The organism is Micromonospora sp. NPDC005161, from assembly GCF_053599855.1.
Window position 1 is genome coordinate 1 of the sequence record NZ_JBSFYQ010000015.1, and the last position, 18,559, is coordinate 18,559.

The following is an 18,559-nucleotide window of genomic DNA, read 5'->3' on the forward strand; positions in this document are numbered from 1 at the left end:
CCGCGGGGGGGTCAACCCCCCCACCCCCCACCAGACCCGGAAAAAAAAAAACCGGGGGCGCCCGGGGCCCCCCCCCCCGCGCCCCCCCGCCCCTGATGCTGCTTGTGTTACTCGTCCGCGCCCGCGGCGGCGGTGCCACCGAGGTCGGCCGGCACGGCGTCCGGAACCTCCACCGGCTTCTCCGCGCCCCGGAACACGAGCTTGGACTTGTCGATGTCGTTCGGGTCGCCCTCGCAGTCCACCACAACGATCTGACCCGGGGTCAGCTCGTTGAACAGGATCCGCTCGGACAGGTTGTCCTCGATGTCGCGCTGGATTGTGCGACGCAGAGGACGGGCACCGAGCACCGGGTCGAAGCCCTTCAACGCCAGGTACTTCTTGGCGTTGTCGGTCAGCTCCAGACCCATGTCCTTGTTGCGCAGCTGCGTCTCGATCCGCTGGATCATGATGTCCACGATCGAGAGGATCTCGTTCTGGCGCAGCTGGTGGAAGACGATGGTGTCGTCGATCCGGTTGAGGAACTCAGGCCGGAAGTGCTGCTTGAGCTCGTCGTTGACCTTCTGCTTCATCCGGTCGTAGTTGGACTCGGAGTCCTCCGACGCCTGGAAGCCGAGCGACACCGCCTTGGCGACGTCCCTGGTGCCCAGGTTGGTGGTCAGGATGATGACCGTGTTCTTGAAGTCCACGATCCGACCCTGACCGTCGGTGAGCCGACCGTCCTCCAGGATCTGGAGCAGCGTGTTGAACACGTCCGGGTGGGCCTTCTCGATCTCGTCGAAGAGAACCACCGAGAACGGCCGACGCCGCACCTTCTCGGTCAGCTGCCCGCCCTCGTCGTAGCCGACGTAGCCGGGAGGGGCACCTACCAGCCGGGAGACCGTGTAGCGGTCGTGGAACTCGGACATGTCCAGCTGGATGAGGGCGTCCTCGCTGCCGAAGAGGAACTCGGCGAGCGCCTTGGACAGCTCGGTCTTACCGACACCGGACGGGCCGGCGAAGATGAACGAGCCCGACGGGCGCTTCGGGTCCTTCAGGCCGGCCCGGGTACGCCGGATCGCCTTCGAGACCGCCTTGACCGCGTCCTCCTGGCCGATGACGCGCTTGTGCAGCTCGTCCTCCATGCGCAGCAGGCGCGAGGTCTCCTCCTCGGTCAGCTTGTAGACCGGGATGCCGGTCCAGTTGCCCAGCACCTCGGCGATCTGCTCGTCGTCAACCTCGCTGACGACGTCCAGGTCACCGGCCTTCCACTCCTTCTCCCGCTGCGCCTTCTGGCCGAGGAGCTGCTTCTCCTTGTCGCGCAGCTGGGCGGCGCGCTCGAAGTCCTGCGCGTCGATCGCGGACTCCTTGTCGCGACGCACCTGGGCGATGCGCTCGTCGAAGTCGCGCAGGTCTGGCGGCGCGGTCATCCGGCGGATCCGCATCCGGGCACCGGCCTCGTCGATCAGGTCGATCGCCTTGTCCGGCAGGAAGCGGTCGGAGATGTATCGATCGGCCAGAGTCGCGGCCGCGACGAGGGCCGCGTCCGTGATCGAGACCCGGTGGTGCGCCTCGTAGCGGTCGCGCAGGCCCTTGAGGATCTCGATGGTGTGCGCCAGCGACGGCTCACCCACCTGGATCGGCTGGAACCGGCGCTCGAGCGCGGCGTCCTTCTCCAGGTGCTTGCGGTACTCGTCGAGCGTGGTGGCACCGATCGTCTGCAGCTCACCGCGGGCCAGCATCGGCTTGAGGATGCTCGCCGCGTCGATCGCGCCCTCGGCGGCACCCGCACCCACCAGGGTGTGGATCTCGTCGATGAACAGGATGATGTCGCCGCGGGTGCGGATCTCCTTGAGCACCTTCTTGAGGCGCTCCTCGAAGTCACCGCGGTAACGGGAACCGGCGACCAGCGCACCGAGGTCGAGCGTGTAGAGCTGCTTGTCCTTGAGCGTCTCGGGCACCTCGCCCTTGATGATCTTCTGGGACAGGCCCTCCACCACGGCGGTCTTACCGACGCCGGGCTCACCGATCAGGACCGGGTTGTTCTTGGTACGGCGGGAGAGCACCTGCATGACCCGCTCGATTTCCTTCTCGCGCCCGATGACCGGGTCGAGCTTGCCCTCACGGGCGGCCTGGGTCAGGTTGCGGCCGAACTGGTCCAGCACCAGGCTGGTCGACGGCGCGGCCTCACCCGGCGCGGCGCCCGCCGCGGCCGGCTCCTTGCCCTGGTAGCCGGAGAGCAGCTGGATCACCTGCTGGCGGACCCGGTTGAGGTCGGCGCCGAGCTTGACCAGCACCTGGGCGGCGACGCCCTCACCCTCGCGGATCAGACCGAGCAGGATGTGCTCCGTGCCGATGTAGTTGTGGCCGAGCTGCAGCGCCTCGCGCAGCGACAGCTCCAGCACCTTCTTGGCCCGCGGCGTGAACGGGATGTGCCCGCTCGGCGCCTGCTGACCCTGGCCGATGATCTCCTCGACCTGCTGGCGGACGCCCTCCAGGGAGATGCCGAGGCTCTCCAGGGCCTTTGCCGCGACGCCTTCACCTTCGTGGATCAGGCCCAGCAGGATGTGTTCCGTACCGATGTAGTTGTGGTTGAGCATCCGGGCCTCTTCTTGGGCCAGGACGACAACCCGTCGCGCTCGGTCGGTGAACCGCTCGAACATGCCCTCGTGCTCCTCACGTGCCGTGCGCCTTGATGGTCAAGATCTTGGCGGGGCCGGTGCACGAACGTCCGGGACGGGCGTCCGTGCCTCCTTACTCTATCGTCGCTGACCGACTCAGCTGAGGTCGTGTGTCTCGGGTACGGGTCGGTTCCACGTCGTTTTGCACAACCGTCCGCGCTCAGGAGGTGTTCCGGTACCCCTGTCGCTACGCGCAGAGCGAAATCCGACCGGCGCGACGGAAGCCCTCTCCCGGCTCCGGAGAGCTCCGGGGAGGGGGCCGGCGCTGGCGACGAACGCTGCGCCCGACCCTGGGGAGGGTTTTCCACAGGCTGTGGACAACTGCTCCACCGGTTGTGGACAACGTCGGTCGCGTGGGAATGCTTCCCGACCCTGGCTCGGCCTCCGGCCTCCGGCCCCGCGCCTGACGGGAATACGGCGACGCCGGCCCGGAGAATGCTCCGGCCCGGCGTCGGTGTCGCCCTGCGGCGGCCGCTGGCCACCAGACTGCTGAGGATCAGCGCTTCGCGTGGTACTCGTCGACGATCTCCTGCGGGATGCGCCCCCGGTCCGAGATGTCCTTGCCGGCCTTCTTGGCCCACTCCCGGATCGCCTTGTTCTGCTCCCGGTCGGCGGTCGCGCCGCCCCGGCCGCGGGCGGCCCGTCCACCGATCACCACGCCGCCCCGGCCCACCTTGGTGCCGGCGCCCACGTAGGGAGCGAATACGTCGCGCAATTTCGCGGCGTTGGAACTCGACAGGTCGATCTCGTACTGAACGCCGTCGAGGGCGAACTTGACAGTCTCGTCCGCGTCCCCGCCGTCCAGGTCATCGACCAGCTTGTGAATGATCTGCTTGGCCACGTCCCACATTCCTTTCGAGCAGGGTGCTCCTGCTAACGAGAGCACAATAACCCCCGCGCCGCGCGCCCCGTCAATAGGATGCGGTATCGACGCGGCGCGAGGCGAGCCGGACTACTCCGGGCGGACCAACGGGAAGAGGATGGTTTCCCGAATTCCGAGCCCGGTCAGGGCCATCAACAGCCGGTCGATTCCCATTCCCATACCGCCGGCCGGCGGCATTCCGTACTCCATCGCCCGGAGAAAGTCCTCGTCGAGACGCATCGCCTCGTCGTCGCCACGGGCGGCGAGCTGCGCCTGGGCCACCAGCCGCTCCCGCTGCACCACCGGGTCGACCAGCTCCGAGTACGCGGTGCCCAGCTCGAACCCGAGCACGTAGAGGTCCCACTTCTCGGCCAGCCCCGGCTCGCTGCGGTGCGCACGGGTGAGCGGGCTGGTCTCCTCCGGGTAGTCCCGGATGAAGGTGGGCGCCTCCAGGCCGGGGACGACCAGCTCCTCGAACAGTTCCTCGGCCAGCTTGCCCGGGCCCCACTTCGGGTCCACGGCCAATCCCACCTTCTCCGCGTACTCCACGAGGCGGGACCGTTCGGTGCGGACCGTGACCTCCTCGCCAAGCGCCTCGGAAAGCACGCCGAACAGGGTCACCGACCGCCACTCACCGCCCAGGTCGAACTCCCGACCGTCGGCGTGGGTCACCACGGTCGAGCCGCTGACCGCGACCGCCGCCTGTTGCACGAGATTGCGGGTCAACTCGGCCATCGTGTCGTAGTCGCCGTACGCCTCGTACGTCTCCAGCATCGCGAACTCCGGTGAGTGCGAAGAGTCGACACCCTCATTACGGAAGTTGCGGTTGATCTCGAAGACACGGTCGACACCGCCGACCACCGCGCGCTTGAGAAACAGTTCCGGAGCGATTCGCAGATACAGGTCGGTGTTCAACGCATTGCTGTGGGTCACGAACGGTCGGGCCGCCGCGCCGCCGTGCAGCAGTTGCAACATCGGAGTTTCCACCTCGATGAAACCCTGCCCATGCAACGAATCGCGGATGCTGCGCACCGCCGCGGCCCGGGTACGGACCATCTGCCGGGCCTGCGGCCGGACGATCAGGTCGACGTAGCGCTGCCGGACCCGTGCCTCCTCGGAGAGGGGCTTGTGCGCCACTGGCAACGGCCGCAGCGCCTTGGCGGTCATGTCCCAACGGTCGGCCAGCACCGACAGCTCACCGCGGCGACTGGTGATCACCTCGCCGGCGACACCGACGTGGTCGCCGAGGTCGACCAGCCGCTTCCAGGCCTCCAGCCGCTCCGGCCCGACCCGGTCAAGCGAGAGCATCGCCTGCAACTCGGTGCCGTCGCCGTCGCGCAGCGTCGCGAAGCAGAGCTTGCCCGTGTTGCGTACGAAGATCACCCGTCCGGTTACCGAGACCTGGTCGCCGGTGGCGGTGTCGGTGGGCAGGTCGGCGTAGCGCCCACGGACCTCCGACAGGGTGGCGGTACGCGGGAATCCGACGGGGTAGGCCTCGATGCCGTCGGCGATCATCCGGTCCCGCTTCTCCCGGCGGACCTTCATCTGCTCGGGAAGGTCGTCGGCGGGGTCCACTGGCACGGCGTTCTGCTCGCTCACGGCACGCTTCCTCGTCACGGAGATACGGGGGGTCAGGCCCGAGCGTACTCAAGCCTCCTGGGGGTCGTTACCGGATAACCTGCGCCTCATGGTCGATCACACTCACGCCCTGTCCTTCGGTGCCGCGGCCAGCGACTATGACCGGTTTCGTCCCAGCTATCCCGTAGAGGCGGTGCGCTGGGCGCTCGACGGGCTGAGCGACGCCGCGCAGGTCGTCGACCTCGGGGCCGGCACCGGCATCCTGACCAGGGTCGTACGGGCACTCGGCCACCGGGTGCTGCCGGTGGAGCCCGACCCCGGCATGCGGGCCCAACTGGACTCCGCCACCCCCGACGTCACGGCCCTGGCCGGCAGCGCCGAGTCGATGCCGCTACCGGACGGCAGCGCCGACGCGGTGGTGGTCGGCCAGGCCTACCACTGGTTCGACAAGGAGCGCGCGCACGCCGAGGTCGCCCGCGTGCTGCGGCCGGGCGGGACGTTCGCCCCGATCTGGAACACCCGGGACGATCGCGTCGACTGGGTGGCCGAGCTGGGCCGGATCGCCCACATGGGCGACCACACCACCGACCTGACCGAGTCGGTGACCGACCTCGGCCCGGCCTTCGACGCGGTGGAGCTGGGCGTGTTCGAGCACCACACCACCCTCACCCCCGACGAAGTGGTCGGGATGAGTCACACCCGCTCCCACTACCTGACGGCGGATCGCCAGCAGCGGGCGACCGTCGACCGGGAGCTGCGGCAGCTACTCGCCGGCCATCCGGACCTGGCCGGACGGGAGAGCGTCGAGCTGCCGTACCGGACCGTGGTCTTCCGCGCCCGACGGCGCTGAACCCCCACCGGAGTCACAGGTTCCGGTCGTAGACCATCCGCAGCCCGATCAACGTGATCATCGGCTCGTGGTGGGTGATGCTGTGGCATTCGTTGATCACCAGCGCGGCGAGGCCGCCGGTGGCGATCACCGCCTTCACCTCGCCCAGCTCCTCGGTCATCCGCTCGACGATCCGGTCCACCTGCCCGGCGAAGCCGAAGTACAGGCCGGACTGGAGGCACTCCACGGTGTTCTTGCCGATCACCGAGCGGGGCTTGGTGGCCTCGACCTTGCGCAGCTGGGCGGCCCTGGCGGCCAGCGCGTCGAAGGAGATCTCGATGCCCGGGGCGAACGCCCCGCCGAGGAACTCGCCACGACCGCTGATCACGTCGAAGTTGGTGGTGGTGCCAAAGTCCACCACGATCGACGGCCCGCCGTAGAGCGTGTACGCGGCCAGCGTGTTCACCACCCGGTCGGCACCCACCTCCTTCGGGTTGTCGATCGCCAGCTGAACCCCGGTCCGCACACCGGGCTCGACGATCACGCTGGGCAGGTCGGCGTAGTAGCGGCCGAGCATGGTGCGCAGCGAGCGCAGCGCGGCCGGCACCGTGGAGCAGGCGGCCACGCCGGTGATCTCGACGTTGTCCCCGGCGAGCAGGCCCCGGAACATCAGGCCCAGCTCGTCCGCCGTCGAGCGGGCATCGGTCTTGATCCGCCAGGAATGCACCAGCTTGTCGCCGTCGAAGGTCGCCAGCACGGTGTTGGTGTTTCCGATGTCGATGCAGAGCAGCACGCACGAAGCCTAGACAACGACCGTACGGACGGGCGCGGACCGGCCGGCGGACCGTATCCTGGTCCCATCACGACATGAACATAGGTCGATCCACGGCGCGGCCGGACGGGGAGCGGACATGTCGGGGACGTGGTGGGTGCGCGGGCGCAACACCCTGCGCCGGCGCCGGCGGCACGTGCTGGTGCTGGTCGCGCTGGCCGGCGGCGCGATCTGGATGATCGTGCAGGCGTGGCAGGCGTCCCGACGGGAGACCGGCAGCTTCGCCGGGGACCTCTACCTCAACATCGGCGCCGCGCTGATCATGACGCTGCTGACCTACGTGGTGCTCAACCCGCTCTTCCGCGAACTCCAGACGGTCAGCATCATCGAGCATCCCCGGCTGGACCGGGATGCGCTGATCGAACGGGTCGCCCAGTGCCGGGAGACCGTGGCCATCCTGGAGACCTGGACCAGCATGCTCGAGGGCCCGTACGCGACCCGGTTCGTGGCCGCGCTGCGCTCCGCGCTCGCCAACGGCGCCACCGTCAAGGTGCTGCTGCTGGACCCGGACTCACCGGCGGTCCGGCTGCGCGGCGAGGAGCTGCGCCGGCGGTCCGGCTGCGCGGCGAGGAGCTGCGCCGGCGGGACGCCTCGGTGGCCATCCTCAACAACCTGTGGCACCTGGCCCGGCTCCGCGAGGAGCTGCCGGAGGCGGCCCGGGCCCGGCTCCAGGTCCGGGTCTACAGCGCCGCCCCTTCCGTGCAGATGTACCGCTGGGACGGCAAGGCGTTCATCTCGTTCTTCCCGGTGCAGGGCAGCACCTTCGACACCCAGCAGATCGAGGCGTTCGTCTCCACCCCGCTGGGCGAGTTCGTCGACGACCGGTTCGCCGAGCTGTGGGAGACCGCGCCCCTGGAGGACCTGGAGGCCTGCCTCAGCCTGCGGCTCTGCCTACGCCAGGCCGGACGGGACGTGGAGACCTGCGAGGCGCTCTACGTACGCTCCGACGGCGACTGGTACATCGCCGGCACCGACCTGGTGCGCAACGTCGCCCGACACGGGCTGGCCGGGCTGAGTGTGGTGCTGGACCGGCCCGAGGTGGCGGGCGAGGTCTTCGCCATCGGCGAGGCGGACGAGCTGGCGCCCGCGATCTACAACCGGGTGCTGGAGCTCTTCCGGGCCAAGTACGGGCTCGACGGCCGGCAGGACACCGAGAACCGGGTGATCTTCAATCTGGCCGCCACCTCACTGACCACCGTCTGAGGCCCGGCCCGCCGCCGGCCGCGTACCCGTCATTCGATCCGCAGGTCCATCGCGATGTCCAGGATGGGCGACGAGTGGGTCAGCGCGCCCACCGAGAGGAAGTCCACGCCGGTGGCCGCGTACCGGCCGGCCACCTCCAGGGTGAGCCCGCCGGTCGCCTCCAGCTCCGCCCGGTCACCCACCGCGGCCACCGCCTCGGCCAGCGTCTCCGGGGTCATGTTGTCGCAGAGCAGGAAGTCCGCGCCGGCGTCCACCGCCTCCAGCGCCTCGTCGACCGTGGTCACCTCGACCTGCACCGGCACCTCCGGGAACGCCTCCCGGACCCGCCGGTACGCCGCGGTGATGCCCCCGGCCGCGAGCTTGTGGTTGTCCTTGATCATGGCCACGTCATAGAGGCCCATCCGCTTGTTGGTGCCGCCGCCCGCCCGCACCGCGTACTTCTCCAGCGCCCGCAGGCCCGGCGTGGTCTTGCGGGTGTCCAGCACCATCGCCTTCGTGCCGGCCAGCGCGTCCGCCCAGGCACGGGTGTGGGTGGCCACCCCGGACATCCGGCAGAGCAGGTTGAGCGCCGTCCGCTCGGCGGTGAGCAGCAGCCGGGTCGGCCCGGTCACCGTCGCCAGCACATCGCCGCGGGCCACCCGCTCGCCGTCGCAGGCCACCTGCGACACCTCGACGGTACGGCCGAAGCCGGTCACCTCGCCGACCAGCTCGAACACGGCGGCGGCCACGCTCAGCCCGGCCACCACGCCGTCCGCGCGGGCCACCAGATCGGCGGTGTCGGTCTGCTCCGCCGGGATGGTGGCCACGCTGGTGACGTCGAGGAAGTCCGGCCCCAGATCCTCGACCAGCGCGGTCTCGATCACCGTCCGCACCTGCGCCGGGTCCAGGCCGCCCGCCCGCAACGCCCGCTGCGTCGACTCCGTCAATGCCATCTCCGTTCGCGACTGCGGGGCTCGCAACACCGGCTCACTCCTCGCGCTCACTGGGCCATCTCCGTTCGCGACTGCGGGGCTCGCAACACCGGCTCACTCCTCGCGCTCACTGTTGCCGTCCCTCCCACTGCTGCGTCAACCGACCCTGCGCCCCGACCGACCCGACCAGGTGGCCCAACCACCGCTCGTCGGCCGTCGGGAAGTCCTCCCGCCAGTGGCAACCCCGGGTCTCACCGCGCGCGTACGCTGCGGCCACCAACGTCGACGCCACGGTGAGCAGGTTCGTCGCCTCCCAGTCGGCCGTCCGCGGCCGACCTCGGGCGGTGCCCATCTCGGTCAGCGTCCCGGCCGTCTCGGCCAGCGTGGCAGCCGAACGGAGCACCCCGGCGCCCCGGGTCATCGCCCGTTGCAGGGCCGGCGTCGCCTCGGCCGGCAGCACCCAGCCCGCACCACCGCGCCACGCGCCGGTGTCCGCCGGTCGGACCTGCTCGGGCAGGCCCGCCGCGATGTCGTCGGCGATCCGCCGGGAGAAGACCAGACCCTCCAACAGCGAATTGCTGGCCAGGCGGTTCGCGCCGTGCACGCCCGTGCAGGCGACCTCGCCGCACGCGTACAGGCCGGGAATCGAGGTGCGGCCGAACAGATCGGTGCGGACACCGCCGGAGGCGTAGTGCGCGGCCGGGGCGACCGGGATCAGGTCCGTGGCCGGGTCGACACCGATCGCCAGGCAGGACGCCACGATGGTCGGGAACCGCCCGGCCAGGAACTCCCCGCCCAGGTGCCGGGCGTCGAGGAAGACGTGGTCCGCGCCGGTGGCGAGCAGCACCCGGTGGATGCCCTTGGCCACGACGTCCCGGGGAGCCAGCTCGGCCAGCTCGTGCTGGCCCACCATGAACCGCTTGCCGTCCCCGTCCACCAGGTACGCGCCCTCGCCGCGCAGCGCCTCGGAAACCAGCGGCTGCTGCGCGTGCCCGGCGCCGGGCACACCGGCACCGGGCGGCGTCATGAGGGCGGTCGGATGGAACTGGACGAACTCCACGTCGGTCACCGCCGCGCCCGCCCGCATCGCCAGCGCCACCCCGTCCCCGGTGGAGACCGCCGGGTTGGTGGTGGCCGCGAAGATCTGGCCCATCCCGCCGGTGGCCAGCACCACCGCCCGGGCCAGCAGCGCTCCGACGCCGTCCTCGCTGCCCTCGCCGAGCACATGCAGGGTGATCCCGCAGGCCCGGCCGAGCCCGTCCGGGCCGTCGCCGGGAGCGCGCAGCAGGTCCAGCACCAGGGCGTGCTCGACCAACCGGATCCACGGGTCCCGCTGAACCGCCGCGTGCAGCGCCCGCTGCACCTCGGCCCCGGTGGCGTCCCCGCCGGCGTGCACGATCCGGTCCGCCCGGTGCCCGCCCTCACGGGTCAGCATCAACGAGCCGTCCGGGTGGCGGTCGAACTCGGCGCCGATCCGGATCAGCTCCCGCAGTCGGACCGGGCCCTCCTCGACCAGCACCTGGACAGCCGCCGGGTCGCAGAGCCCGACGCCGGCGACCTCGGTGTCCGAGGCGTGCGCCGCCGGAGTGTCCCGCGGATCGAGGACCGCCGCGATGCCGCCCTGCGCCCACCGGGTCGAGCCGTCATCGATATTGACCTTGGTGACCACCGTGACGTGCAGGCCCGCCTCGCGCAGGTGCAGCGCCGCGGTCAACCCGGCGACCCCGGAACCCACCACGATCACGTCGGTGGTCTCCACCCAGCCTGGCGCGGGCGCGGCCAGCAACGGGGGCAGGGCCGGCAGGTCGACGGTCGGAAGGTCCATCCCCCCAGTCAACCCGAACCGTCCTCGTCCGGGGCGCCGGGGGCGGGACGAGTGGTATGGGCTACCCCGTCCCGCACCCACCGCGCCGCGCAGACCGGTGGGCCATGGTCACTTCGTCCGGACCGGCAGCCCCGCCGGGCCCGCGCTCCGCAGCGAGGCGGTCACCGTACGGTCGCTGAGCCACAGGTAGCAGCGGACCCCCCGGTCACCGACCCGCCAGCGCCCCGCACCCGGCGGGCGAACGACCACTCCGCTGCGGAACCGCAGCTCGGCGTCGTCCGGCACCCCCACATACCGGCCGAGGACGCTGCGACAACCCGTGTAGAGCGGAGCCCAGTCGGCATCCCGGGTCGGGTACGGCCGGTCCGGCGCTCGCCAGACCCCGACGAACTCGGCGTCGTGCCGAGCGCCGCACTCCACCGGGATCAGCGTCTGCACGCCCCGGCCGGCCCCGCCGCGGGTCTGCTGACAGCCCAGCCGCAGCCCGGAGGGCCCCTTCAACGCGTCCCGCAGGCTGCCCGACCGGACCACCACCGTGGCCGCCGCCTCCACCGTGGTCAGCTCGCTGAGGTCGCACCGGTACCAGCGGGATCCGGCCGCCCAGCCCGGCGCCGAGGGCAGCGCCACCGACAGCCGCAGCCGGCCCGCCCGCCAGTCGTCGCCCACATACCCGGTGGCCCGGGTGTCGCAGTCGGCGAACGCGCCACGCAGCTCCGCCGAGCCACCGGCCGGGGCGGTGGCCCGCTCGACCGGAAAAGCGCCGACGTGCACGGTCTCCAACCGGTGCGGGCCGGCGCAGTCCATCGGCTGGTAGCTGGCCAGGGTGACCACGTCGGTGAAGTCGGCGGCCTGACACACCCCGGCGACCGGGGTGAGCGCCGCCGCTGGCGGCAGGGCCGCCCAGTCATCGGTCAGATCATCGTCCAGGCCGCCGTCTCCGGCGCAGCCGACCAGCAGAACTGCCGTGGCGGCGGCGGCGAGCAGGGTCGTCATCGCACGGCGCATCGCGGCCTCCCCCAGCCACCGACCAGCTTCCGACGGCGTGACAAGGGTAACCGGAAATGACCTTCCGGTGACAGACCGGAATCGCCGCGCGGATCAGACGCTGGCCACGGCCAGCGGGCTCGGCACCGGGTCGCCGGCCGTGCCCGGAGCCGCCGCAGCCGGATCGGCGCCCAGCTCGACCACCCGGTTGTCGGCGTCCACGTGCACCACCCGCGGCCGGTACGACCGGGCCTCGGCGTCGTCCATCTGCCCGTACGAGATCAGGATGACCAGGTCACCAGGGTGCACCAGGTGCGCGGCCGCGCCGTTGATGCCGATCACGCCACTGCCCCGCTCGCCCGGGATGACGTACGTCTCCAGCCGGGCACCGTTGGTGATGTCCACGATCGCCACCTGCTCGCCGGGGAGCAGGTCGGCGGCGTCGAGCAGATCCTCGTCCACCGTCACCGAACCGACGTAGTGCAGGTCGGCCTGGGTCACCGTGGCGCGGTGGATCTTCGACTTGAGCATGGTCCGCAGCATCGGGATGGCCTTTCGCGAAAGTGGTGGAGGGTGCGGCCGGGTCAGGGGCGGGGAGCGAGGTGGATGGCCGCGTTGTCGATCAACCGCGTGGCGCCCACCCACGCGGCGATCACCAGCCGCGCCGGCCCGGACACCGGCCCCGGCTCCAGCTCCGGATCGGTGAGCACCAGGTAGTCGAGCCGGGCACCCGGCGTACCGGCGCCGAACGCGGCGTGCGCGGCGGTCAGCACCGCCCCCGCGTCCAGACCGGCATCGGCGGCCTGGGCACCGGCCCGCAGCGCGGCGGACAGGCTCAGCGCGGCGGCGCGCTCGGGCCCGCTCAGGTAGCGGTTACGGCTGGACAGCGCCAACCCGTCCGGCTCCCGGACGGTCGGCACACCGACCACCTCGACCGGCACGTCCAGATCCCGGGCCATCCGCCGGACCAGGGTGAGCTGCTGGTAGTCCTTCTCTCCGAAGAACGCCAGGTCCGGCTGGGTGAGCTGGAACAGCTTCAGCACCACGGTGAGCACCCCGTGGAAGAAGCCGGGCCGGCTCGCTCCCTCCAACTCCTCGCCGAGCGGGCCCGGGTCGAGCCGCACCCGGGGCTGGCCGTCCGGGTACATCTCGGCCACCGACGGGACGAAGACCACGTCGGCGCCGGCCCGACGGCACACCTCGAGGTCCGCGTCCAGGGTCCGCGGATAGCGGTCGAAGTCCTCGTTCGGCCCGAACTGCAACGGGTTCACGAAGATCGTCACCAGCACGTGGTCGGCCCGGTCCCGCGCCGCGCGCAGCAGCGTCTCATGCCCGGAGTGCAGGGCACCCATGGTCATCACCACACCGACCGTGCCCTTCAGCCCGGCACGAGCCTCGGCCAGGTCGGCGCGGGTGTGCACAAGCTGCGTCATCGCGTCACCTCCGTCCAGCACTGCGAGGCTCGCAAGATCGGCTCACTCCTCGCGCTCACGCGTTCACCTGCCGGGTGGTGTCGGCGAGCACGCCGAGCAGCGACTGCGCGTCCACCGGCCGCAGCCGGCCGGCGGCGATCGCCCGGTCGGCGGTACGCCGGGCCAGCGCCAGGTACGCGGGAACGGACTCCGGGGCGGTCGCGGCCAACCGGGCCAGGTGCCGCTGGACCGTGCCCGCGTCGCCACGCGAGACCGGGCCGGTGAGCGCGTCGTCGCCGAGCCGCAGCGCGTTCTCCAGGGCCGCCCGCAGCAACGGGGCGAGCACCTTCTCCGGCCGGGCCACCCCGGCGTCGCGCAGCCGGTCGGTGGCCTCGTTCACCAGGGTCACCAGGTGGTTCGCGCCGTGGGCCAGCGCGGCGTGGTACAGCGGGCGGTCGGCCTCGCCCACCCACTCGGGCACCCCGCCGAGGTCGGCGACCAGTCGGGCGGCCAGGGGGCGCAACTCCGCCGGAGCGGTCACCCCGTACGAGATGCCGGCCAGCCGGGTCAGGTCGTCCGGCGTACCGGTGAAGGTCATCGCCGGGTGCAGGGCGAGCGGCCGGGCGCCCACCGCGACGGCCGGCGCCAGCACGGTCAGCCCGTGGGCGCCGGAGGTGTGCGCGACGATCTGGCCCGGGCGCAGCGCGCCCTGGTCGGCGAGGTCGGCCACCACACCGGCCAGCGCGTCGTCCGGCACCGCGAGCAGCAGCAGGTCGGTGGCGGCGTGGGCGACAGCGGAAACCGGGCGGCGGGGCACCTCCGGCAGCAGCAGGGCGAGCCGGGCACTGCTGGCTCCGGAGCCGCCGGTGACGGCGACCACCCGGTGGCCGGCGGCGGCGAGTGCGGCGCCCAGCACGGCACCGACCCGGCCGGCGCCAACGACACCGACGGTGAGCAGACGGGAGGTGGCGGGGGGAGCACCGAGAACGGCGGGCCCGTGAGGGGCGGCCGGACGCGGGCGCAGCGGTGCGCTCATGACGACGATCCAGTCCTCGAGAAGGGGTACCGGTCGATCGCAAGTATGCGCCCGCGTCACAGAGCCGAAACAGGATGTGTGAAAACGTTCACCACCGAAGAAAGGGCCCCTTGTTAACGCCTCAAGGGCCCTTCCCAACCAGTGCGGGACCAGCGGCGGGGTGCATCACCCGGGCAGCGGGGTGGAGGTCACGGCCGACCACGGTCGGGGCATGGCCCCGGGGCCGAAGTGATCGCGCGCAGCTCGGTGGCCACCTCGGCGATCAGGTCGGTGAGCGGGGCGTCGCTGTCGGGCGCGACCCAACGGGCGTACGCAACCCGGAAGACGGTGACACCCGACTCGGTGGCCAGGGTGGCCGTGGTCTCGCCGAGGCCCTTGGCCCGCAGGGCGGCGATGACCGCGGCCACCATTGAGGTCCCTTTACGCAGCTCACGCTCCTGCAGCTCGGGGCTGCTCGCAATGATGGACTGACGCACCCGGACCAGCTCGAGGCGGTCGGCGAAGATTTCCTCCGCCACTCGACGGAAGGCGGCGACGACCGCCTCGAAAGGGGCGGCGTCCGTCTCGGCCACCGCCTTGACCAGGACCTCCTCCAGGTGCCCGCCGCCGCTGAAGAGCGCCTCGCGCTTGTCGCCGAAGAGCCGGTAGAAGGTGCGTTTGTCGAGGCCGGCGCGGGCGGCGATGTCGGCGACCGTCGTCTGTTCGAACCCGCGTTCACGGAACAGCTCGAAGGCGGCCGCCTCCAGGCGGCCGCGCGCGTCCGGTTGCCAGCGGGCCATGTGGCGATGGTATCCGATGTCACACCGCGACATTATTTCGTCCGAGGGATGTCGCGCGGTGACATCGCGAGCTACGGTGATGTCGCCAAGTGACATCGGTACTCACACGAAGGAACCACCATGCGCGTATTCGTCACAGGTGCCTCCGGCCATCTCGGCTCTGCGGTCGTGCCGGAACTGCTCTCCGCCGGACACGACGTCGTCGGCCTGGCGCGCTCCGACGCGTCCGCCGCCACGATCGAGAAGCTCGGCGCCCAGGCACGCCGCGGCGACCTGTCCGACCTCGACGTGCTTCGGGAAGAGGCGGCCGCCTCCGACGGGGTGATCCACCTGGCGTTCCGCCACGACCTCATGATCAACGGTGACCTGGCCGGTGCCGCCGCGGCCGATCTGGACGCCCTCAAGGCACTCGCCGACGGCTTGGACGGCTCCGGCAAACCCCTGGTCGGCACGACCGGAACGGCTATGCTCGCGATGGGCGGCATCGTCGGCCGCCCCGGCACCGAACGCGACACCTTCCCGAGCGGCGGCTACCGGATCGACGCGGAGAACTTCGTAGCCAACCTTGCCTCCCGCGGTGTGCGCTCCTCCATCGTCCGGCTCGCGCCCACGGTGCACAGCTCACTCGACCACTACGGCTTCATCACCGCCATCATCGCGGCCGCCCGGCAGAACGGGTACGCCGCATATGTCGGCGAGGGCGCCAACCGGTGGCCAGCCGTGCACACGCTCGACGCGGCCGAGCTCTACCGGCTCGCCCTCGAAAGGGCCCCGGCCGGTGCGCGCCTGCACGGAGCCGCCGACGAGGGAGTCCCGTTCCAGCAGATCGCCGCTGCCATCGGCCGCAACCTCGACATCCCGGTCCGAAGCATCAGCGCCGATGAGGCGAACGACCACTTCGGCTTCCTCGGCTCGTTCGTGCAACTGGACAATCCGACGTCGTCCGCGATCACGCGCGAACAGCTGGACTGGACCCCCTCCCACCCCGGCCTGATCGCCGACCTGGACGCAGGGCACTACTTCCAGGCATGAGCCGCGAACGGCGGCCCTGACTCCTGCCGGGACACCGGCAGTTCCTGTCCGGCACTCGGCCGGGTGCGCGGGTCGATCCGCCAGGTGACCGTAGGGTCGGCACGGTGACGCACCCCGAACCCGGACTGAGCTGATGTCGATGCTGTGGCGGGACGCGATGAGCCAGGCCCTCTACGGGCCGGACGGCTTCTTCGTCGCCGGCACCGGGCCGGCCGATCACTTCCGAACCAGCGTGCACGCCTCCCCGGCGTTCGCCAGCGCACTGCTACGCCTGATCGCAGAGGTGGACACAGCCCTTGGCCACCCGTCGCGGCTGGACGTGGTCGACGTGGGCGCTGGGCGGGGCGAGCTGTTGCATGCCCTACATGGGCTTGTCGCGTTCGAGGGCGCCGTCGGGCTCGCGGTGGGGGTTTCCGGGGAGCCCACCCGCTCTGGGCGGTCAGGCTTGATCCCTCCGCGGGCGGGCTCCCCGGAAACCCTGACTCCCACGGCCGCCGTCCGTCCCTCTGGGGACGAGCCGTCGGCGGTCACCATTCGTCCGTCGCTCGCGGAACGCGTGCGGTTCACGGCGGTTGAGCTGGCTCCGCGTCCCGAACACCTACCCGGGGAAATCGAGTGGGTGTCCGAGATTCCTGCGGCGATCAACGGGGTGCTGCTGGCGACGGAGTGGTTGGACAACGTCCCACTGGACGTGGCGGTGCACACGACAGATGGCTGGCGATATGTGTTGGTCGATCCCGAGAGCGGTTCGGAAACTGTTGGCGAACTGGTCAGCCCCGATGATCTTGATTGGCTCACGACTTGGTGGCCCTCGGCCTCCCCAGGTGCGGACAGCGACCCAGATCTGGCTTTGACCAGGACGGACGCGACCAGCGCGAGCGAGTCGGGTTTCCGGGCAGCCCGGCCGGCGCAGGGATCAAGCCTGACCGCCCGGAGCCGGCCGGGCTGCCCGGAAACCCCCCACAGCGACCACCGCTCAGAAATCGGAAGGACCCGGGACGAAGCCTGGGCGGATGCGGTGCGAAAGATCGAACGCGGGCTGGCGGTCGCGGTCGACTACGGACATCTGCGGGAGAGCCGGCCGGTCGACGGGACGTTGACCGGGTACCGGGCCGGGCGGCAGGTGCCTCCGGTGCCGGACGGTTCGAGTGATGTGACCGCGCACGTGGCCATGGACTCGGTCGCCTCCGCCGGTGCAGCGGTCGCTCGGTGTGCGTACTCCCTGGTCTCGCAGCGGGAGGCGCTGCGGGCGCTCGGGGCCGACGGCGGCCGACCGCCGCTGAGCCTGGCCGGCACCGACCCGGCGGGGTACGTGCGGGCGCTGGCCGCCGCGTCGGCGGTGGCCGAGCTGACCGACCCGGCCGGCCTCGGCGGGCACTGGTGGCTGCGCCAACCGGTCGGCATCCCGCTCGGTCCGGCCGTGGCACGATGACGGGCATGACCACCGACGCCGGGGACCTCCGTGAACTGACCGTCGGCACCGGGGCCGGCCTGGTCGCCGGCACCGGCGATCAACAGCTCGGCACCGACATGGTGCTGAACATCGGCCCGCAGCACCCCTCCACCCACGGCGTGCTGCGGCTGAAGCTGGTGCTCGACGGCGAGCGGGTGATCGCCTGCGAACCGATCATCGGCTACATGCACCGGGGGGCGGAAAAGCTCTTCGAGGTACGCGACTACCGGCAGATCATCGTGCTGGCCAACCGGCACGACTGGCTCTCGGCGTTCTCCAACGAGCTGGGTGTCGTGCTCGCGGTGGAGCGGCTGATGGGCATGGAGGTGCCCGAGCGGGCCACCTGGCTGCGGATGGCACTGGCCGAGCTGAACCGGGTGCTCAACCACCTGATGTTCCTCGGCTCCTACCCGCTGGAGATCGGCGCGATCACGCCGGTCTTCTACGCCTTTCGGGAGCGGGAGACCATCCAGGCGGTGATGGAGGAGGTCTCCGGCGGGCGGATCCACTACATGTTCAACCGGGTGGGCGGCCTCAAGGAGGAGGTGCCGTACGGCTGGACCGGCCGGGCCCGCGCGGCGATCGGCGAGGTACGCCGGCGGCTCCCCGACCTGGACCACCTGATCCGGCGCAACGAGATCTTCCTGGCCCGGACGGTGGGCGTGGGCGTGCTCTCCGCCGCGGACGCCGCCGCGTTCGGCGCGTCCGGGCCGGTGGCCCGGGCATCCGGGCTCGACCTGGACCTACGCCGTGACGATCCCTACCTGGCCTACGACCAGCTGGACGTGCCGGTGGTCACCCGCACCGCCGGTGACTGCCACGCCCGTTTCGAGGTGCTGCTCGACCAGGTGTACGCCTCGCTGGACCTCGCCGAGCAGTGCCTGGACCGGGTGGACCGGCTGACCGGGCCGATCAACACCCGCCTGCCGAAGGTGCTCAAGGCGCCGGAGGGGCACACCTACGCCTGGACCGAGAACCCGCTCGGCATCAACGGCTACTACCTGGTGTCCCGCGGTGAGAAGACGCCCTGGCGGTTGAAGCTGCGCACCGCGTCGTACGCCAACGTGCAGGCACTGTCCACCCTGCTGCCCGGTTGCCTGGTGCCGGACCTGATCGCCATCCTCGGCTCGATGTTCTTCGTGGTCGGCGACATCGACAAGTGACCG

The 18,559-nt window shown here is 71.1% G+C and carries 16 protein-coding genes; 5 read left to right on the forward strand and 11 right to left on the reverse strand.

Annotation, left to right across the window (positions count from 1 at the left end):
* Nucleotides 1–107: 107 nt before the first annotated feature.
* The 3 genes from ACWD5O_RS16490 to lysS form a co-directional block, all read right to left on the reverse strand.
* The gene (locus tag ACWD5O_RS16490; RefSeq protein WP_354963451.1) at nt 108–2,639 is read right to left on the reverse strand and encodes an ATP-dependent Clp protease ATP-binding subunit; all 2,532 of its coding nucleotides are present in this window, start codon (nt 2,637–2,639) and stop codon (nt 108–110) included.
* 514 nt (nt 2,640–3,153) lie between these two features.
* Nucleotides 3,154–3,498 (reverse strand): histone-like nucleoid-structuring protein Lsr2, encoded by a 345-nt coding sequence (locus ACWD5O_RS16495; protein WP_074318984.1) that lies wholly within the window; start codon nt 3,496–3,498, stop codon nt 3,154–3,156.
* Between the two features lie 111 nt (nt 3,499–3,609).
* Nucleotides 3,610–5,118, reverse strand: a complete 1,509-nt coding sequence (gene lysS / locus ACWD5O_RS16500) for a lysine--tRNA ligase (RefSeq protein ID WP_387324267.1) — start codon at nt 5,116–5,118, stop codon at nt 3,610–3,612.
* A gap of 88 nt (nt 5,119–5,206) precedes the next feature.
* On the opposite strand from lysS, the gene ACWD5O_RS16505 reads away from it, so the two are divergent.
* Nucleotides 5,207–5,947 carry a class I SAM-dependent methyltransferase gene (locus tag ACWD5O_RS16505; protein WP_387324265.1) on the forward strand — a complete coding sequence of 247 codons (741 nt, stop codon included), beginning with the start codon at nt 5,207–5,209 and terminating at the stop codon, nt 5,945–5,947.
* Between the two features lie 13 nt (nt 5,948–5,960).
* Here the strand turns inward: ACWD5O_RS16505 and ACWD5O_RS16510 are convergent, their stop codons facing one another.
* Nucleotides 5,961–6,719: a type III pantothenate kinase gene (locus ACWD5O_RS16510; RefSeq protein WP_354963448.1), complete on the reverse strand. Its 759-nt coding sequence runs from the start codon at nt 6,717–6,719 to the stop codon at nt 5,961–5,963.
* A 633-nt stretch (nt 6,720–7,352) separates the two neighbouring features.
* On the opposite strand from ACWD5O_RS16510, the gene ACWD5O_RS16515 reads away from it, so the two are divergent.
* The gene (locus ACWD5O_RS16515) at nt 7,353–7,961 is read left to right on the forward strand and encodes a hypothetical protein (RefSeq protein WP_450085832.1); all 609 of its coding nucleotides are present in this window, start codon (nt 7,353–7,355) and stop codon (nt 7,959–7,961) included.
* A gap of 29 nt (nt 7,962–7,990) precedes the next feature.
* On the opposite strand, the gene nadC is transcribed toward ACWD5O_RS16515, so the two are convergent.
* The 7 genes from nadC to ACWD5O_RS16550 form a co-directional block, all read right to left on the reverse strand.
* Nucleotides 7,991–8,887, reverse strand: a complete 897-nt coding sequence (gene nadC / locus ACWD5O_RS16520; protein ID WP_450004521.1) for a carboxylating nicotinate-nucleotide diphosphorylase — start codon at nt 8,885–8,887, stop codon at nt 7,991–7,993.
* Nucleotides 8,888–8,999: 112 nt separating this feature from the next.
* Nucleotides 9,000–10,697, reverse strand: coding sequence for an L-aspartate oxidase (locus ACWD5O_RS16525; RefSeq protein ID WP_387324257.1), 1,698 nt, complete (start codon nt 10,695–10,697; stop codon nt 9,000–9,002).
* A gap of 108 nt (nt 10,698–10,805) precedes the next feature.
* Nucleotides 10,806–11,702 (reverse strand): septum formation family protein, encoded by an 897-nt coding sequence (locus tag ACWD5O_RS16530; RefSeq protein WP_387324255.1) that lies wholly within the window; start codon nt 11,700–11,702, stop codon nt 10,806–10,808.
* A 93-nt stretch (nt 11,703–11,795) separates the two neighbouring features.
* On the reverse strand, nt 11,796–12,224 hold the full coding sequence (gene panD / locus ACWD5O_RS16535; protein ID WP_450085833.1) for an aspartate 1-decarboxylase: 429 nt from the start codon (nt 12,222–12,224) through the stop codon (nt 11,796–11,798).
* A gap of 41 nt (nt 12,225–12,265) precedes the next feature.
* On the reverse strand, nt 12,266–13,114 hold the full coding sequence (gene panC / locus ACWD5O_RS16540) for a pantoate--beta-alanine ligase (RefSeq protein WP_450085834.1): 849 nt from the start codon (nt 13,112–13,114) through the stop codon (nt 12,266–12,268).
* Nucleotides 13,115–13,169: 55 nt separating this feature from the next.
* Nucleotides 13,170–14,129, reverse strand: coding sequence for a Rossmann-like and DUF2520 domain-containing protein (locus ACWD5O_RS16545; RefSeq protein ID WP_450085835.1), 960 nt, complete (start codon nt 14,127–14,129; stop codon nt 13,170–13,172).
* 188 nt (nt 14,130–14,317) lie between these two features.
* Nucleotides 14,318–14,908, reverse strand: a complete 591-nt coding sequence (locus ACWD5O_RS16550; protein ID WP_450085836.1) for a TetR family transcriptional regulator — start codon at nt 14,906–14,908, stop codon at nt 14,318–14,320.
* Nucleotides 14,909–15,028: 120 nt separating this feature from the next.
* Between ACWD5O_RS16550 and ACWD5O_RS16555 the strand changes: the two genes are divergently transcribed.
* The 3 genes from ACWD5O_RS16555 (at nt 15,029) to ACWD5O_RS16565 (ending at nt 18,556) form a co-directional block, all read left to right on the forward strand.
* Nucleotides 15,029–15,940, forward strand: coding sequence for an SDR family oxidoreductase (locus ACWD5O_RS16555; protein WP_450085837.1), 912 nt, complete (start codon nt 15,029–15,031; stop codon nt 15,938–15,940).
* A gap of 133 nt (nt 15,941–16,073) precedes the next feature.
* Nucleotides 16,074–17,372, forward strand: a complete 1,299-nt coding sequence (locus ACWD5O_RS16560; protein ID WP_450085838.1) for an SAM-dependent methyltransferase — start codon at nt 16,074–16,076, stop codon at nt 17,370–17,372.
* Complete coding sequence (locus tag ACWD5O_RS16565; protein WP_387324237.1) at nt 17,369–18,556, forward strand: NADH-quinone oxidoreductase subunit D; 1,188 nt, start codon at nt 17,369–17,371, stop codon at nt 18,554–18,556. The genes ACWD5O_RS16560 and ACWD5O_RS16565 overlap by 4 nt, the downstream gene beginning before the upstream one ends.
* Nucleotides 18,557–18,559: the final 3 nt, after the last annotated feature.

Bases quoted from the DNA above. Each gene is read 5' to 3' on its own strand.
- ACWD5O_RS16490 (WP_354963451.1), bottom strand. From the start codon at position 2,639: ATGTTCGAGCGGTTCACCGACCGAGCGCGACGGGTTGTCGTCCTGGCC.
- ACWD5O_RS16505 (WP_387324265.1), top strand. From the start codon at position 5,207: ATGGTCGATCACACTCACGCCCTGTCCTTCGGTGCCGCGGCCAGCGAC.
- ACWD5O_RS16525 (WP_387324257.1), bottom strand. From the start codon at position 10,697: ATGGACCTTCCGACCGTCGACCTGCCGGCCCTGCCCCCGTTGCTGGCC.
- ACWD5O_RS16530 (WP_387324255.1), bottom strand. From the start codon at position 11,702: ATGCGCCGTGCGATGACGACCCTGCTCGCCGCCGCCGCCACGGCAGTT.
- panD (WP_450085833.1), bottom strand. From the start codon at position 12,224: ATGCTGCGGACCATGCTCAAGTCGAAGATCCACCGCGCCACGGTGACC.
- panC (WP_450085834.1), bottom strand. From the start codon at position 13,114: ATGACGCAGCTTGTGCACACCCGCGCCGACCTGGCCGAGGCTCGTGCC.
- ACWD5O_RS16545 (WP_450085835.1), bottom strand. From the start codon at position 14,129: ATGAGCGCACCGCTGCGCCCGCGTCCGGCCGCCCCTCACGGGCCCGCC.
- ACWD5O_RS16550 (WP_450085836.1), bottom strand. From the start codon at position 14,908: ATGGCCCGCTGGCAACCGGACGCGCGCGGCCGCCTGGAGGCGGCCGCC.
- ACWD5O_RS16555 (WP_450085837.1), top strand. From the start codon at position 15,029: ATGCGCGTATTCGTCACAGGTGCCTCCGGCCATCTCGGCTCTGCGGTC.
- ACWD5O_RS16560 (WP_450085838.1), top strand. From the start codon at position 16,074: ATGTCGATGCTGTGGCGGGACGCGATGAGCCAGGCCCTCTACGGGCCG.
- ACWD5O_RS16565 (WP_387324237.1), top strand. From the start codon at position 17,369: ATGACGGGCATGACCACCGACGCCGGGGACCTCCGTGAACTGACCGTC.